The 16,150-nt window shown below is 60.9% G+C and carries 13 protein-coding genes and 1 tRNA gene; all 14 read left to right on the forward strand.

Annotated elements, in window-relative coordinates:
- Positions 1 to 69: 69 nt before the first annotated feature.
- The 14 genes from fabF to QOL79_RS06300 all read left to right on the forward strand — a co-directional run bounded on the left by fabF (position 70) and on the right by QOL79_RS06300 (position 16,147).
- A complete protein-coding gene (fabF, locus tag QOL79_RS06235; protein ID WP_283419002.1) occupies positions 70 to 1,329 on the forward strand; it encodes a beta-ketoacyl-ACP synthase II in 1,260 nt (419 codons plus the stop codon).
- 128 nt (positions 1,330 to 1,457) lie between these two features.
- On the forward strand, positions 1,458 to 2,399 hold the full coding sequence (gene mltG, locus QOL79_RS06240; RefSeq protein WP_502957475.1) for an endolytic transglycosylase MltG: 942 nt from the start codon (positions 1,458 to 1,460) through the stop codon (positions 2,397 to 2,399).
- A gap of 35 nt (positions 2,400 to 2,434) precedes the next feature.
- Positions 2,435 to 2,797 carry a hypothetical protein gene (locus QOL79_RS06245; RefSeq protein WP_283419004.1) on the forward strand — a complete coding sequence of 121 codons (363 nt, stop codon included), beginning with the start codon at positions 2,435 to 2,437 and terminating at the stop codon, positions 2,795 to 2,797.
- Complete coding sequence (locus QOL79_RS06250) at positions 2,794 to 3,546, forward strand: alpha/beta fold hydrolase (protein ID WP_283419005.1); 753 nt, start codon at positions 2,794 to 2,796, stop codon at positions 3,544 to 3,546. The genes QOL79_RS06245 and QOL79_RS06250 overlap by 4 nt, the downstream gene beginning before the upstream one ends.
- A gap of 230 nt (positions 3,547 to 3,776) precedes the next feature.
- Complete coding sequence (locus tag QOL79_RS06255; RefSeq protein ID WP_283419006.1) at positions 3,777 to 4,262, forward strand: 2'-5' RNA ligase family protein; 486 nt, start codon at positions 3,777 to 3,779, stop codon at positions 4,260 to 4,262.
- 60 nt (positions 4,263 to 4,322) lie between these two features.
- Positions 4,323 to 4,399, forward strand: a tRNA-Met gene (locus QOL79_RS06260).
- A gap of 190 nt (positions 4,400 to 4,589) precedes the next feature.
- Complete coding sequence (locus QOL79_RS06265) at positions 4,590 to 5,915, forward strand: tyrosine-type recombinase/integrase (protein ID WP_081095415.1); 1,326 nt, start codon at positions 4,590 to 4,592, stop codon at positions 5,913 to 5,915.
- Between the two features lie 372 nt (positions 5,916 to 6,287).
- Positions 6,288 to 8,963, forward strand: coding sequence for a TonB-dependent receptor (locus tag QOL79_RS06270; protein ID WP_208597935.1), 2,676 nt, complete (start codon positions 6,288 to 6,290; stop codon positions 8,961 to 8,963).
- 86 nt (positions 8,964 to 9,049) lie between these two features.
- The gene (locus QOL79_RS06275; protein WP_168196078.1) at positions 9,050 to 9,193 is read left to right on the forward strand and encodes a hypothetical protein; all 144 of its coding nucleotides are present in this window, start codon (positions 9,050 to 9,052) and stop codon (positions 9,191 to 9,193) included.
- Position 9,194: 1 nt separating this feature from the next.
- A complete protein-coding gene (locus QOL79_RS06280) occupies positions 9,195 to 10,619 on the forward strand; it encodes an aldehyde dehydrogenase family protein (protein ID WP_157228455.1) in 1,425 nt (474 codons plus the stop codon).
- A gap of 76 nt (positions 10,620 to 10,695) precedes the next feature.
- Entirely contained in the window at positions 10,696 to 12,330 is a 1,635-nt protein-coding gene (locus tag QOL79_RS06285) for a GMC family oxidoreductase (protein ID WP_282950428.1), read from the forward strand.
- A gap of 129 nt (positions 12,331 to 12,459) precedes the next feature.
- The gene (locus QOL79_RS06290; RefSeq protein ID WP_026108915.1) at positions 12,460 to 14,004 is read left to right on the forward strand and encodes a class I adenylate-forming enzyme family protein; all 1,545 of its coding nucleotides are present in this window, start codon (positions 12,460 to 12,462) and stop codon (positions 14,002 to 14,004) included.
- 66 nt (positions 14,005 to 14,070) lie between these two features.
- Positions 14,071 to 14,865 (forward strand): enoyl-CoA hydratase/isomerase family protein, encoded by a 795-nt coding sequence (locus QOL79_RS06295; protein ID WP_011415062.1) that lies wholly within the window; start codon positions 14,071 to 14,073, stop codon positions 14,863 to 14,865.
- Between the two features lie 43 nt (positions 14,866 to 14,908).
- Complete coding sequence (locus QOL79_RS06300) at positions 14,909 to 16,147, forward strand: thiolase family protein (RefSeq protein WP_011415063.1); 1,239 nt, start codon at positions 14,909 to 14,911, stop codon at positions 16,145 to 16,147.
- Positions 16,148 to 16,150 lie beyond the last annotated feature (3 nt).

Consider the following 16,150-nt stretch of genomic DNA (forward strand, 5'->3'; position numbering starts at 1 on the left):
TTTATGGATATGCGTCTCTGGAAGTGACGCGGGCCCCTGTGGGGACGGGGGCCGACGAAAGGAATCTTTATGCGCCGGGTTGTGGTGACGGGTTTGGGTTTGGTGACGCCGCTGGGCGGCGATGTGGAAACCACCTGGGCCAATCTGATCGCGGGCAAATCGGGCGCGGGTCCGATCACCCACTTCGACGCGTCGGACCAGAAATGCACGATCGCGTGCGAGGTGAAGGGTCCGACCCACGAATATGGCTTCGACCCCGCCAAGCGCGTCGATCACAAGGTCCAGCGCCAGGTCGACCCTTTCATCATCTTCGGCATCGATGCCGCCGGACAGGCGCTCGAGGATGCGGGTCTGACCGACCTTTCGGAGGAGCAGAAGGTGCGCGCCGGCGTATCGATCGGCTCGGGCATCGGCGGCCTGCCGGGTATCGAGAGCGAAAGCCTGCTGCTCGCCGAAAAGGGCCCGGGCCGCGTTTCGCCGCACTTCGTCCACGGCCGCCTAATCAACCTTATTTCGGGCCAGGTCAGCATCAAATACGGACTCAAGGGTCCGAACCATGCCGTCGTCACCGCCTGTTCGACCGGCGCGCACTCGATCGGCGACGCGGCGCGGATGATCCGCGACGACGATGCCGACATCATGCTCGCCGGCGGCGCCGAGGCGACGATCTGCCCGATCGGCATCGCCGGCTTCGCGCAGGCGCGCGCGCTCAACATGAGCTACAACGACCGCCCCGAGCAGGCGAGCCGCCCCTATGACAAGGACCGCGACGGCTTCGTGATGGGCGAGGGCGCCGGCGTCGTCGTGCTCGAGGAATATGAGCATGCAAAGGCGCGCGGCGCCAAGATCTATGCCGAAGTCGTGGGCTATGGCCTGTCCGGCGACGCCTATCACGTCACCGCGCCCGACCCCGAAATGGACGGCGCCTTCCGTTCGATGAGCGCGGCGCTCAAGAAAGCGGGCATGACCCCCGCCGACATCGACTATATCAACGCGCACGGCACCTCGACGATGGCCGACACGATCGAACTCGGCGCAGTAAAGCGCCTGTTCGGCGACGCGATGGCGAATGTGTCGATGAGTTCGACCAAGTCGGCGATCGGCCACCTGCTCGGCGGCGCGGGTGCGGTCGAGACGATCTTCTGCATCCTTGCGATACGCGACCAGGTCGTCCCCCCGACGCTCAACCTCGACAATCCCGACGAGGGAACCGAAGGCGCCGATCTCGTCCCGAAGGTGGCAAAGAAGCGCAAGGTCAAGGCCGCGCTGAACAACAGCTTCGGCTTCGGCGGCACCAACGCCAGCCTGATCGTCAAAGCGGTCGACTAAAACCCTTCGTCATGCTGAACTTGTTTCAGCATCCATGGTCTGTTTTGGAATTCGACGCGGCGCCAAAGGAGACGGCAGGCCATGGACCCTGAAACAAGTTCAGGGTGACGAATGAACTGAGGTCAAATATTTTGGCTCGTATCATCCTCGCGTCCTTTCTTGCCCTTCTTCTCACCGCCTGTTCGGGCGGGGCGCCGCGCGATACGGTCGTCGTCATCCCGCCGGGCGCGAGCATCGCCAAGGCGGGCGAGATTCTCGAAAAGGCGGGCGCGGTTTCCTCGGCGGACAGCTTCCGCAACCACGCGCGCTTCTTTGGCGGCGACGATCCGATCAAGCCCGGCGAATATGAAATCAAGAAGGGGATGGGCGCGGGCGATATCCTCGGCCTGCTCCAGTCGGGCAAGACGATCCAGCGCCTCGTCATGATCCCCGAGGGCATGCCCTCGATCATGGTGTGGGAGCGGTTGATGGCCGAACCGCGGCTCAAGGGCGACATTCCGGTGCCGGCAGAGGGCAGCATTTTGCCCGACAGCTATGCCTTCACGACCGGCGAGACGCGCGCCGCGGTCGTGAAGCGGATGCAGGCCGCGATGAACAAGGCGTTCGACGAGCTATGGGCAAAGCGCTCGCCGCGCAGCGCCGCGAAGGACCGCAACGAAGCGATCACGCTCGCCTCGATCGTCGAGAAGGAAACCGGCGTCGCCGCCGAGCGCCGCACCGTCGCGGGGGTCTATACCAACCGCCTTGCGGTCGGCATGCGGCTGCAGGCCGATCCGACGATCATCTATCCGATCACCCAGGGCAAACCCCTCGGCCGCCGCATCCTGCGGTCCGAGATTGTCGCCGTGAACGACTATAATACCTACAGCATGGCCGGCCTGCCGAAGGGGCCGATCGCGAACCCCGGCAAGGCATCGATCGCCGCGGTGCTCGATCCCGAGGCGAATGATTATCTCTATTTCGTCGCGAAGGGCGATGGTGGCCACGCCTTTGCCCGCACGCTGAGCGAGCACAATGCAAATGTGCAGAAATGGTATCAGCTGCGGCGCGATCGCGGGGAAATGGAATAGACCGGCGCGGTCGACGGTCGGGAAGGGGAAAAGCGGTGATGCGAAACCTTGCGGGCCATGGGCTGATCCTGCTGGCGATGACCGCCTGCATGGCGAACGGCGACAGCGCGGCCGGGCAAGCCGCTAGCGATATCCGGATCGAGGACGGACCGCAGCTTTCGACGCCGCGCGCCACGCACCAGCTCGTCGCGGCGGGCGACACCGCACCGGAGATTTTCGACGTCGCCAGCGGAACCTCGACGCGCGTCGACCATGATCTCGGCGGCCCATGGAACTATATGACGCTCGTCAGGGCTGACGCGCGCACGGCGCTGCTCGCCGGCGGATATCGCGAAGGGCGGATCGAGCCGACCGACCGAAGCTGGATCATCCGTTTCGGCGAAGGGGCCGCATCATGACCACCGCCAAACTTTTCCTTCACGGCGTTCCCGACAGTCCGGCGATCTGGCGGCCGCTGCTTGCCGCGCTCGACCTCGGCGATACGCCGGTGGCGGTCCCCGCGCTGCCGGGATTTACCGGGCCGCTTCCGGCGGGCTTTTCCGCGACCAAGGAAGCCTATGCCGACTGGGCGGTGGAAGAGGCCGAGGCGCTGGTCGCGGCCCACGGCCCGGTCGACATCGTCGGGCACGACTGGGGCGCGCTGATCGCACAGCGCGCGGCGATGCTACGGCCCGACCTGTTCCGCAGCTGGGCGGTGTCGAACGCGGTGATCGATCCCGATTATCGCGGCCATCGCATCGCGCGCATCTGGAATACGCCGATTCTCGGCGAAATCTTCATGGCGCTGAGCAAGCCCGCGGCGCTCGCAAAGGGGCTGGCCGAGCAGGGGATGCCGGCCGGGATAGCCGAAGAAGAGGCGGCGCAATGGGCGAACAAGGACAAGCGTCGCGCGATCCTGAAACTCTACCGCTCGGCCAAGGGGCTCAGCTTCGAACATGACTGGGCGCGCGACATCGGCAAGCTGCCCGCGAACGGCGCGCTCGTCTGGGGCGAGGGCGATCCTTATGTCGAATTGTCGGTCGCCCAGCGCTTCGCCAAGCGCACCGCGACTCCGCTGACGGTGATCAAGCGAGCAGGGCATTGGGCGATCGCCGAGCGACCCGTCGAGGTCGCGGCGGCGCTGCATCGCTTCTGGAGCGAACTCTAAACGTCGGTTTTCGCTAAGTCATCGGAAAGACCAATCATAGTGACCCAATTAATCGATTGGATCGCATTGCCGGCTTCGGCCAATGCGCAGGGCAACGAGACAGGGCGTCCCATGGACGACGGCAAGCCTCCCTTTACTGCTTCGTCCATCCCGTCTCGACCTTGGTGACCCGGGCCTTCCCCCCTCCCTCCCGGGCCGCCGGTGCCGCGCCCATCGTCCTTACCGCGACGATGGGCGCGACAGACCAGCGCCATTTCGACGCGCTTCGTGCGGCGCATTACCCGCCGCTGCGCAACCACATCGCGGCGCACATCACCCTTTTTCACCAGTTGCCGCCGTCCGCGCTCGAGGAACTCGAATATTTGGTGCGGACGATAGCCGCCGACACGCCCGCGCCGCTGGCCGAAGTGAGCGAAGTTTATTCGCTGGGCCGCGGCACGGCCTTCCGTGTCGTCAGCCGCGAGTTGCTGGCGGCGCGTGCCCACATTGCCGATCATTTTCACGGTCTTCTGAGCGCGCAGGACCAGGGAACGCCGCGACTCCACATCACCGTCCAGAACAAGGTGGCGTCCGACACCGCGCGGATGCTCGTCGCCGAACTTGGGCAGGATTTCCATCCGCGGCCGCTGCAGATCACCGGCCTGGCAGCCTGGCACTATCGCGGCGGGCCGTGGGAACCGGCCTTCGCATTCAAATTGCGCGGGCGACGCAGATGATGTTGACCGGCGCCAGCACCATGCCTATAGGCGCTGCTCGCCCACAGGGCGGCCTTTCGGGGCGGAGTAGCTCAGCAGGTTAGAGCAGCGGAATCATAATCCGCGTGTCGGGGGTTCGAGTCCCTCCTCCGCTACCAACCCGGATTGTCCACCAGTGACCCACTGAGGCCACTGGCAGACATTTTTCGAGGAAAATCAAATATTTTTCGCGTCCCGTTGCGTACGCCGGCGTCCCGGTGCGACCGGCTGCGGCCACCCACGGCGATTTGGATTGGGGGTATTTTGGGGGTATTTTTCGGCTGTCCCCAAAACAGGCGATACCCCCAGATGGCTTTGAAAGAACTTGAGGTCAAATACGCCACCAAGCGGCAGCGCCCCTACAAGCTGTCCGATGGAGAAGGCCTGCACCTGCTCGTCCAGCCGAACGGATCGAAGCTCTGGCGCCTGAAATACCGCTTCGACGGCAAGGAAAAACTGCTGAGCTTCGGCAAATATCCGACCGTCACGCTGGCGATCGCCCGCGAGAAGCGGACCGAAGCCAAGCGGCTGCTCGATCAGGGTGAGGACCCCGCCGAGGCCAGGAAGCGGGCGAAGAAGCAGAGGGCCGCGCTCAAGCTGTTCGAAGAGATTGCGCGGGCCTGGCACGCCAATCGTATTGAAGGGCTGGACTCGGCCCATGCCCTGCGCGTCATCAACCGGATGGAGCGCGACGTCTTTCCGGTCATCGGGAAGCGTCCGATCACGGAAATCGACCCGCCCGAGATTCTCGAGATGATCCGCGCGGTCGAAGCGCGCGGCGCCCTCGATATCGCCCGTCGCCTCAAGCAGAACGTCAGCCAGATCTATCGCTTCGCGATCGCGAGCGGCTGGGCGACCATCGATCCGACGCTCGGCCTCAACGATGCGCTCAAGCCCAAGCCGCCCGTCAGGCACATGGCGCGCGTGCCGCTCGCGGAGTTTCCGAAGCTGGTGCGAGCGATCTTCGCCTATGACGGCGAGGACACGCCGCGCCGCCGCGAGATCACCCGTGACGCGCTGCTGTTCACCTTGCTCACATGGGTCCGAACCAGCGAAACCCGCTTCGCGGCCAGGGACGAGTTCGAGGATCTCTATGGACCGAACCCGCTATGGCGTCTGTCGCCGGAGCGCATGAAGATGGAACGTGAGCATCTTGTTCCGCTGTCCCGCCAGGCCGCAATGATCGTTCAGCGCCGCTTGCAGGCGACGAACGATGCGTTCCTCTTTCCCGGAGCCAAGCCTGGAAAGTCTATTTCCGAGAACACCATGATCTATGCCTGTTATCGGATGGGGTATCTCCATCGGCAGACGGTACATGGGTTTAGGGGGCTCGGCTCGACCTGGGCGAACGAAGCCGAACGCTACAAGCCGGATTGGATCGAGATGGCGCTCGCTCACGAGGACGAGGATGAGGTGCGCGGCGCTTACAACAGTGCGCTCTATCTCACACCGCGAAGGCGGATGCTCCAAGACTGGGCCGACGTGATCGACGCGGCAACCGCAGTGTCGAATGTCGAGAAGAATCCTATCGAGTTCTCACAATTCATGCGCTGTTCCGCTCCCATCCAGCACCTGCCACCAAGCGACCAGAGACAGCCGTATTGGCAACGCCCCCTTCGGGCGGCTTCGCGATGAGCCTCAAAAGTCAGAACCGCCGATTTAGAGGCGCGGTTTTCTGCCATAGTTGTTAGAAATATCAGCTACTTAGATGCATCCGCGAATAGTAGAATGAACTCCAAGAAACCGTATCTCACTACATCTCATCATAGCTGATTCCCCTTGCAACTCGACAAGGGAAACCGCCGGGACCGCCAATTACGCCGATACATCGTCTGGAAGGGCTCGATTGGGGCGAGCAGAACGCGCGCATCCGTCCCGATGGACGCGCTCAGCGTGACTAATTCAATGAAATATATGGGGTTATTTGCGTCGCCACGAAGCGTCAGCGGTGCAGGCTCATCAGTCCTTAATCAATGAGTGGGAGGAATAGTTCGCCAACAAATTGAATTGGACGATGAGCCCCAAGGCGCGGCAAATGGCGCCAAATCAAAAAATGCCGTGGGGAGGACAGTCATGGTCACAGCCTTTAGGACAAATTTGCTTTGTGCCACCGCGCTATCGATCGCGTGTGCGCTTGCAGTGCCGGCACATGCCCAGGACGCTGCATCGCAGGGCGAAAAGCCCGAGGCGCAGGAAGGTGGCCTTGAGACAATCGTCGTCACGGCGCAGAAGCGCGAACAGAATTTGCAGGATGTTCCAGCCGCCGTTTCCGCCATAGGCGGCGAGACGCTGCGCACGCGCGGCATCACGGAGACCTCAGACTTGATGGGCGCGATCCCCAGCCTGCAAGTCACCACTCCCTATGGTCGCACCCAACCGAATTTCTCGCTGCGCGGGATTTCAGTGGCGAACGAATTTTCCGCCTCCACTGCGTCGCCGGTTGGCGTCTATGTCGATGAAGTCTATCAGAGCTTCCGGGCGAGCCATGGCCTGCAACTCTATGACATCGACCGGGTCGAGGTACTGCGCGGACCGCAAGGAACACTCTACGGTCGCAACACCACGGGTGGCGCGATCAGCTTCTTCACGCGCAAGCCGGATCTGGGAGAGGCCAATGGCTATCTGACCGCCGGCTATGCCAATTACGACACTTTCACGGTGCAGGGCGCCGCTGAAGCGACGCTGGTTCCCGACATCTTGGGCGTCCGCGTCGCCGGTACTTTTGCAAAAGGGGATGGTTGGCAGCGCAATGTACTGCCTGGGAATGAGCGCGACCTAGGGACCACCGATACGATCGGCGGTCGCATCTCGATCCGCTTCCGGCCCGATCCCGATCTCGACATCAATTTGAAGCTCTATGCCGCGAAGGACGATCCATGGGGCACCGCGCCCTATGCAGGTGGTCAACTCGCGGGCGGGCAGGATGCGCTCGGCTATTCGCGTTACGATCCGCAACCTTTCCTAGGCGGGCGGTTGCTGCGTGACAATGAGGTCGCAGTTGATCGGGTAGGTAAGAACATCAGCAAGTCGAAAGGGATAGCCCTCAACATCAAATGGGATGTCAGCGACCAATTCTCCGTCACCTCGATTACCGGCTACGACACCGGCGACTATATCAACAATCCTGATGATTGCGATGGCGGCCCAGCCGATCTCTGCTCGATCGGCCTCACGTCGACGAGCAAGAATTTCAACCAGGACCTGCGTTTCAGCTATTCGAACGACCGCCTCGATATCATTGCCGGCCTTTATTATGGCAGGGACAAGGTCAAGACGGTCAACTACCCGGACTTTTTCGGGGCGCTGAGGCCGCTGCTGCTTGGCGCCGGTCTTCCGGGCAGCTACAATAACGCCGCAATCGGAACGCCCGACGCGATCCGCTATATCCCAGCCTTTGCCGCCAATCCGGCGTTGGGGCCTGGCGATGCCGGATTCTGCGACGCGATCGAGATCAATCCCAACGGCTTCCTTGATGCACGCTCGCTGATTGCACTCCAGACCGACATCGCGATCAATAATACGGGCAATGGCGGCATGGGGGGTAGCTTTTCGGCGGGCTGCGCCGGGGCAGGCGCGCCTCCGTTCACCCCGATCCTCGGCGAACAGCGTTTTGACGTGTCGCGCCCCTCGAAGGCGATCTACGGCGACGTAACCTGGAAAGCGACCGAGCGGCTGACCGTGGCGGTGGGTGCACGCTACACCCAGGATAAGGTCAATTACCTTAACGGCAGCACTTTCCTCTATGCGCTCGACGGTACGACGCCGGTTGTCAACCTGATCCCCTACAGCAATCCATACAACCCCAATCTCGCGCCGCTTGAGCAGCGCGAAAAGGCAAACAGGCTAACCGGCCGTATCAATGTCAGCTATGAGTTCGCCGATGATATCATGGGCTATCTCCAGTACAGTCGCGGTTACCGCAGCGGCAGCTTCAACGGGCTTGCCTATCAGGGCGTCAATCAAGTCTATTATATCCAGCCTGAAAAGGTGAATGCATATGAGGCGGGGCTCAAAACCCGGCTGTTCGATCGCCGCGTCCAACTTAACCTCGCGGGCTTCTACTACGAGTATTCGAATCACCAAGTAACGCAGGTGGTCGGCGCTACAACCTTCACGCGCAGCGCCAATGGTCGCCTGTTCGGTGGCGAGGCCGAACTCGCCTGGCAGGTGGCCGATACGTTGCGTTTCGATGCTTCGCTGGGCTATCTCAACAGCAAGTACAAAGGCAATGTGATCGATCCGGCAAACCCGGCCAGCCCGACATTGAACGTCAACGGCAATCCCTTCCCGAACGCGCCGGAGGTTACGTTCCAGGCCGGATTCGACTGGGATATGATCGATGACGGCACCAACAAGCTGACCTTGCGCGGTGATGCGTCCTACATGGGCAAGTACTATTTTGATCCGTTCAAGAATTATGGGCAGACACCGTGCGATACACCCCCAGCGGGATCGAACATAACGCTCGCGGGTAAGGCGATTACATGCGCAAATCCGGGCTACTGGCTCGCCAATGCGCGATTAACCTATGCGCACGACAATATGTCGGTTAGCTTGTGGGCGAAGAATCTGTTCGACAAATATTACTACACCTACGGCCTCAACATCAACGTGTTCGGCTACGATTATCTGAACCGCGGCATGCCGCGCACTTATGGCGTCGAAGCGACAGTCAAGTTCTGATCGCTGCTGCGACGGGGGCGGCGGGCATCCTCTCCCGCCCGCTGCCCCCGATTTTTTCGACCTGACTTTCAGACCGAGGAGCATCCATGATGCGTTCCACCGGCAACGGTCCCTCATTCATCGGCACGGCGTACAGAATCGAGCGCGCTGTGATCACTGAGATCGGCGCAGCTGAAAGCACCGCCCAGGCGAGCAGCGCCGAGCGGCCAGCGCGCCTCCGGACGATTTAACGTGGATGCGTCTCGGAACAGAACTGAGCTGGAACGAATTTTCGCGACCCAACGCGAAGGGACGCGTGAGCAGGTTTCGCGCAGCTACGAAGAACGCATGGACCTGCTCGGGCGCCTTGGCCGGATATTTGAGCAGCACAGAGACGAATTGGTCGATGCCGTTGCCGCCGATTTCGGCATTCGATCCCGCTACGAGACTATCCTGCTCGACCTGATGCTTGGCATATCGGAAATTAAATTTGCGCGCCGCAATCTGAAGACGTGGCTGAGGCCGCGGCGGGTGAAGACTGACATCTTCGGCCTTCCCGGTTCATCGCGCCTGGTCCCCCAGCCCCTAGGTGTGGTGGGCGTTCTCGGCACGTGGAACTATCCGCTCGGCACCATATTCGTTGGCGCGGCCGGTGCATTGGCGGCCGGCAACCGCGTGATCGCAAAGCCGAGCGAAGTTTCCGCCAACGCCGCCGAAGCCAGCGAGCGGCTTGTGCGCCGGTATTTCGCCGAAGAGGAATTCGCGATTGTCCAGGGCGGGCCCGACATGGCACAGGCGATGACGGCCCTACCTTTCGACCATATTCTCTTCACCGGTTCACCCGCGGTTGGCCGCAAAGTCTATGAAGCGGCGGCTGCCAACCTTACACCTGTTACTCTGGAACTTGGCGGCAAATGCCCTGCCATCGTGGGCAAGGGTGCATCGCTTGCACAAGTCTGTGAAAGCTTAGTGTTCGGCAAGCTGCTCAACGCCGGCCAGACCTGCATCGCCGCTGACTATGCCTTCGTCCATGTCGATCAGATGGAAAGCTTCGTCGCCGCACTCCGCGCTCAGGTTGCCAAATGCTACCCCAACGCGGCAAGCAACCCCGATTTCACCAGTATCATCAATGACCGACAGTTCGCGCGGCTCCAAGGTTTGCTCGATGATGCCGAAGCCAAGGGCGCGACGGTGCTCAACCTCTCGGACAACGGCGATGGAACGCTTCCTGAACGGCATCGGATCGTGCCGTTGGCGGTTCTCGACGTTACCGATGACATGGCGATGATGCAGGAGGAGATTTTCGGACCGATCCTGCCGATCATGCCATATCGCTCCGAAGACGAGCTCATTCGCTACGTAAACCGGCATGAGCGCCCGCTGGCGCTCTATTATTTTGGCGACGAAAGTGAGGAACGGCGCAAGATCATTTCCGAAACGCACGCTGGCGGCGTGACTCTCAACGGCACGGTCATGCACGTCTTCCAGCGCCGGCTGCCTTTCGGTGGCATCGGACAGAGCGGCATCGGTGCCTATACCGGCGTCGCCAGTTTCGAGCGCTTCACTCATTACAAGCCGGTGTTCTCTCAGCCGAAACTCAGCCTGCTTGGTCAACTTCTGCCACCCTATTCGAGCAAGACCGAAGGACTACTCAACATCTTCGAAAAGATCCTCTGACGTGGCTGCGGCGGTTGATGCTGGCATGTTGCATGACGCCGGGTCGCCAGCATGGGTCGAATGACAAGGGAAGCAAATGGCTGACTATGTAATTATTGGAGGTGGGTCGTCGGGCGGCGTTATCGCCAGCCGGTTGTCCGAGGACCCCGATGTCACCGTTTGCCTGCTCGAGGCAGGCGGCCCAGGCACCTCGCCGCTTGTGTCCACGCCCGGCGCTTTTGCGGCGCTGATCCAAGACTATCGGATCAATACGCTCAACTGGCGGTTCAACACCGACCCTTCAAAGGCGCTCAACGACCGCCGCCTCTACAATCCGCGCGGGAAGATGCTGGGTGGATCGAGCGGTATGAACGGGATGGTCTATATCCGCGGCGACCGGTCGGATTTCGACCACTGGGCCGAACTCGGCAACGACGGCTGGGGTTACAACGATGTCCTGTCCTATTTCCGCAAGGCTGAGAATAATGAGCGCGGTGAGGATGAGTTTCACGGCTCGTCGGGACCGCTTCACGTATCCAACGGCAAGCGCGAATTCGATGTCTATGATGCTTTCATCGAGGCGGCGACTGGACTGGACCATCAAGCCAATCCGGACTTCAATGGTGCCAGCCAGGAAGGTGTCGGCATCTATCAGTTTACCGTGAAGGACGGGAAGCGCGCCAGCGTGAAGGCGTGTTACCTTGATCCGGTGATGGGCAGGCGCGGCAACCTCCGCGTCGAAGTACATGCCCGCGTCCATCGTATCAGGTTTGAGGGCAACCGCGCGGTGGCAGTCGAGTATTCCCAGGACGGGCAGTTGAAGACGATCCCGTGCGAAAAGGAAGTCATTGTCAGCGGCGGCGCCTATAATTCGCCCCAACTGTTGATGCTTTCCGGTATCGGACCGCGTGATGAGTTGGAGAAGCATGGAATCGAAGTGATTCATGATATTCCCGGTGTCGGCCAGAATCTTCACGACCATCCTGACCTGATGCTGATCTACCAGTCGAAGAAGCGGCTCGGGATCGCACTCAATGTCGTTGGCGCGCTCAAGACCGTGCGAGACCTATTCCAGTATCTCACGCAAAGGAAAAGCTGGCTGGCATCGCCGCCCACGGCTGCAGGCGGTTTCTTGCGATCCGCGCCGGGGCAGAACCGGGCGGACTGCCAGGTCCATGTCGTGCCGCTCGCCTATCGCGACCATGCGCGCGACTACAAGCTGATGACGAAATGGGGCTATACGATCATTCTCAATATTGGGCGCCCAAAGAGCCGCGGCTGGGTTGCCTTACATGACTCAAACCCCGAATCCGATCCCAAGATGGACCTCAATCTCTTGAGTCATCCCGACGACCTCAAGACGTTGCGCAATGCCTTCCGTGTCGTGCAGGAGATCCTGCATTCGGATCGCATGAAGGCGATGATGAAACGGCCTCTCTATCCTGACCGCTACCTTGAAACTGATGAAGAGATCGACGCCTATATCCGGGCAGAAGCCAATCATGCTTATCATCCGGTGGGAACATGCAAGATGGGCACCGACGAGATGGCGGTGGTCGACAACCGCCTGCGCGTTCACGGCCTCGCAAATATCCGCGTGGCCGATGCCTCGATCATGCCATCAGTCGTCAACGGCAACACCAATGCAACCTGCATCATGATCGGCGAGAAAGCCGCCGACATGATCCGGCACGATAATATGAGCAGCAAGAATAGCATCGCAGAATATTGAATTGGACGATTGGATCAATGCTGCAGACACAGATGCTTACGAAAAGAAGTCCGGAGAGGCCTATCGCATGTCAGTTTATTATGTGTCGACTGCGCCATTGTGGGCGAGCGCCTTAGAGGAGCGCGGCTGATGGACGTCCGTACGCAAATACGTCGCGCCGCACGTTATTTCGCCCAGCAAGAGGCTCTCGTTCACGGCCACAGGCGGTTGACTTTCTCGGAAGCCTGGTTGCGCGGCGTGAAGCTCGCAAATGCTCTTGCGGAGTGCGGCCTTCAACCGGGTGACCGGATTGCTACGCTGGAGAAGAACTCCATCGAGGCCGCCGACATCATACTGGCGGCTGCCATTGGAAACTATACGCGTGTTCCTCTCTATGCGCGCAACCGATGTGAAGCGCACGCCCATATGATCGCGAGTACCGGATCTCGGTTGGCGCTGGTCGATGAGGCATTGGCTTCGGAGTTGGCGGGGCTGGATGCCCAAGCTCCGACGCTTGAGCGGATCATTATCCGCGATCACAACTATGAGAATTGGTTGGCGACAGCCTCGGACCGGGATCCTGATCCCGTCGTCGCGCCGGAGGACTATTGTGTCATCCGCCACACCGGCGGCACGACGGGCAAACCCAAGGGCGTTGCCTATCGGCACCGTTCATGGATGACGATCTCCGCCGCATTTTTCAGCATCGGCCCCCAAGTGGCCCCAGGGGATGCCATTCTGCATGTCGGCCCGTTGTCCCATGCATCGGGCTTCCTGTTCGTGCCGGCCTGGTATTGCGGCGCCCGCAACGTGATGATGGACGGCTTCGATCCAGCGTCCTTTCTTGACACTCTCGAGCAGGAACGGATCAGCCATGCCTTTGTAGCCCCCACCATGCTCAATGCCATAGTGCATCACGACGGGGCATATGGCCGCCACTTTCCGAATTTGAAGTTTCTGCTGAGTGCTTCAGCGCCGATCTCCGAGCCGACGCTTCGCAAGTCGTGCCAGATATTCGGGAATCATGTTCTTCATTCGGGCTATGGACAGACCGAAATCCTGCCCATCGCGTCTATGGGGCCCAACGAGTGGTTCGGCGAATTTGAAGGTTCTGCCCCAATTCGGGCGGTCGGACGTCCCATGAGTGGCGCCGATATCGAAATCCGTAACGAGGACGGAAAGGTGCTGGGACCAAACGAGCCCGGCGAGATCGTCGCACGGTTCGAAAATGGCCAGATGGAGGAATTCTGGAACGATCCGGAGGAAACCGCCCGGCGCATGGAAGATGGCTGGGTCAAAACCGGCGATGTCGGCATGATCGACACAAACGGATTTTTGTATCTGCTCGATCGCAACAACGACATGATCGTGTCAGGCGGCTTCAATATCTATCCCACCGAAATCGAAAACGTAATTGCCGACCATCCCGGTGTACTCGAGGTCGCGGTCTTTGGCGTGCCCCATGAAAAATGGGGTGAAACGCCGCTTGCAATGGTGCGTGTCAAGCCCGGAGCACAAATCACGGAGACCGAGATAATAGATTTGGTGCGCCAGCGTCTGGGCTCCGCAAAAAAGCCAAGCAAGGTCGTTTTTACCGCCGAGCCACTGCCGTTGAGCAATGTCGGAAAGGTGCTTCGTTCAAAGCTTCGAGAGCCCTATTGGGCGGGCCAGGACCGGCGCATTTCGGGGGCATGACCGACGCAGCCATCCTAGCCACATCCTCTATTCCGGTGACCGCCTGCCGGCGCGCGGGAGACTGCAATGGACTATGAATACATCCTGGTTGAGCAACGCGGCCCAGCGCTTTGGGTGACCCTCAACCGGCCGGCAGCGTTGAACAGTCTGTCGTTGGCTTTGGCCGAGGAACTCGCCGCAGCGATCGAGGCAGCGGAAGCAGATGCGACGGTGCGCGCTTGCATTCTTACCGGCGCCGGACGGGCGTTTTGCGCTGGCGCGGATCTGCTCGCAATTGGCGATGGAACAGGCGGACAAACTCTCGCCGAACGCTTAAATCTGTTTCTGCCGCCGCTCGGTCAGGCTTTTAACAGGATCGAGACGTCGCGCCTTCCGATAATTGCGGCGGTCAACGGCCTTACGCTCGCCGGCGGCTTGGAACTGGTGTTGTGCTGTGATCTCGTCATTGCCGCGCACCCGGCCAGATTTGGCGACGCCCATGCAAATTACGGCCTGTTGCCCGGCGGTGGAGGGTCGGTTCGACTCCCTAGGAAGATCGGCGAAGCGCGTGCGAAACATCTGATGATGACCGGCGGGACCATCTCGGCTGCCGAGATGAAGGAAGCCGGACTCGTGACCCAACTGGTTGCTCCCGAGGATCTCATTGCGGCAGCGCAAGCGCTGGTAGAATCTCTTGCAGAAAAGAGCCGGCCAGGGCTCGCCTACATGAAGCAGCTAGTCCGCGCTGCGCAGGATAGCTCGCTCGAAGTCGGGCTGCGTCAGGAACTCGAAACCATGGCTGCTTACGCCTTGTCCAACGACATTGTCGAAGGACTGGCGGCATTCCGGGAGAAGCGGAAGCCCGATTTTTCCGACCGGTGAGACCTGATCGGATGCGGAACACATTGGAAGAATGGATCAACGAATGACCGACATATTCGTCATGGGGGTTGGGATGACCCCGTTCGGAAAACAGTTCGACAAGAGCCTGAAAATGCTCTGCGCCGAAGCTTCGTCGCAGGCCTTTTCCGACGCAGGATGCACCGCCGGCGATGTCGAAGCCATCTTCTTCGGCAATTGCGTCCAGGGGCATATGGAGGGCCAGGACATGATCCGCGGCGAAATCGTGGCGCGAGCGATGGGCATCTCAAGCGTTCCCGTGGTGAATGTCGAAAACGCATGTGCGACGGCTTCCACGGCCTTGCACATGGCCGCCGCCTATGTTCGATCGGGGGCAGCGGATGTCGTACTCGCGCTCGGCGCGGAGAAGATGTACTCGCCCGACAAGGCGCTCATGTTCAGTGCATTCGATGGCGCTTGGGACGTGCATGAAACCGAGTCGGGCCGCGCGCAGCTGCTGGCCATGGGCAATGGCGTCGATGTTCCGGAAGGAACGACATCGAGTCAGCCTTACAGCGTTTTCATGGATGTATACGCCGCGATGGCACGCGCGCACATGAAGACCTACGGCTCGACGCAAGCGCAAATCGCGGCCGTCTCGGCGAAAAATCACATGCATTCGACGCGCAATCTGCTTGCCCAGTATCGCCTCCCATATACCGTCGAAAGTGTACTCGCTGCGCCTCCGATCGTTTACCCGTTCACACTGCCGATGTGCTCCCCGATCAGCGACGGCGCCGCCGCTGCGATCATCTGCAGCGAAGCCGGTCGGCGCAAACTGTCGGCAGCCCCGGACAGGGCGCTAAGAATCCTGGCGTCTGTGCTGCAAACCGGCGCCGCGCGCGATCCCTTTGATTATGACCACCATGTCAGCCGCCTTGCGGCGAACCGGGCCTATGCGATGGCCGGCGTGGGGCCAGAAGATATTGGCGTCGCGGAGGTGCATGACGCCACGGCGGTTGGCGAGATCATTGAAATCGAGGCGCTCGGCCTGACGCCGCCTGGCGAGGGCGGACTCGCGGCAGAGCGCGGTGAGACGGCGCTGGGTGGGCGTATTCCGGTAAACACGTCGGGCGGGCTTGAATGCAAGGGACATCCGATCGGCGCCACCGGGCTCGGCCAAATCTACGAGCTTGCGCTGCAATTGCGCGGCGAGGCGGAAGATCGACAGGTTCCGAATGCCCGGTTCGCGATCGCGCAGAACGGCGGAGGTGTCATCGGGGTGGAAGAGGCGGTGGTCGCCGTCACGATCCTGGGCCGGTAGTTG

The sequence above is a fragment of the Sphingopyxis sp. Geo48 genome (assembly GCF_949769155.1).
Classification (GTDB): Bacteria; Pseudomonadota; Alphaproteobacteria; order Sphingomonadales; family Sphingomonadaceae; genus Sphingopyxis.

Bases quoted from the DNA above. Each gene is read 5' to 3' on its own strand.
- fabF (WP_283419002.1), top strand. From the start codon at position 70: ATGCGCCGGGTTGTGGTGACGGGTTTGGGTTTGGTGACGCCGCTGGGC.
- QOL79_RS06250 (WP_283419005.1), top strand. From the start codon at position 2,794: ATGACCACCGCCAAACTTTTCCTTCACGGCGTTCCCGACAGTCCGGCG.
- QOL79_RS06255 (WP_283419006.1), top strand. From the start codon at position 3,777: ATGGGCGCGACAGACCAGCGCCATTTCGACGCGCTTCGTGCGGCGCAT.
- QOL79_RS06265 (WP_081095415.1), top strand. From the start codon at position 4,590: ATGGCTTTGAAAGAACTTGAGGTCAAATACGCCACCAAGCGGCAGCGC.
- QOL79_RS06275 (WP_168196078.1), top strand. From the start codon at position 9,050: ATGATGCGTTCCACCGGCAACGGTCCCTCATTCATCGGCACGGCGTAC.
- QOL79_RS06285 (WP_282950428.1), top strand. From the start codon at position 10,696: ATGGCTGACTATGTAATTATTGGAGGTGGGTCGTCGGGCGGCGTTATC.
- QOL79_RS06290 (WP_026108915.1), top strand. From the start codon at position 12,460: ATGGACGTCCGTACGCAAATACGTCGCGCCGCACGTTATTTCGCCCAG.
- QOL79_RS06295 (WP_011415062.1), top strand. From the start codon at position 14,071: ATGGACTATGAATACATCCTGGTTGAGCAACGCGGCCCAGCGCTTTGG.
- QOL79_RS06300 (WP_011415063.1), top strand. From the start codon at position 14,909: ATGACCGACATATTCGTCATGGGGGTTGGGATGACCCCGTTCGGAAAA.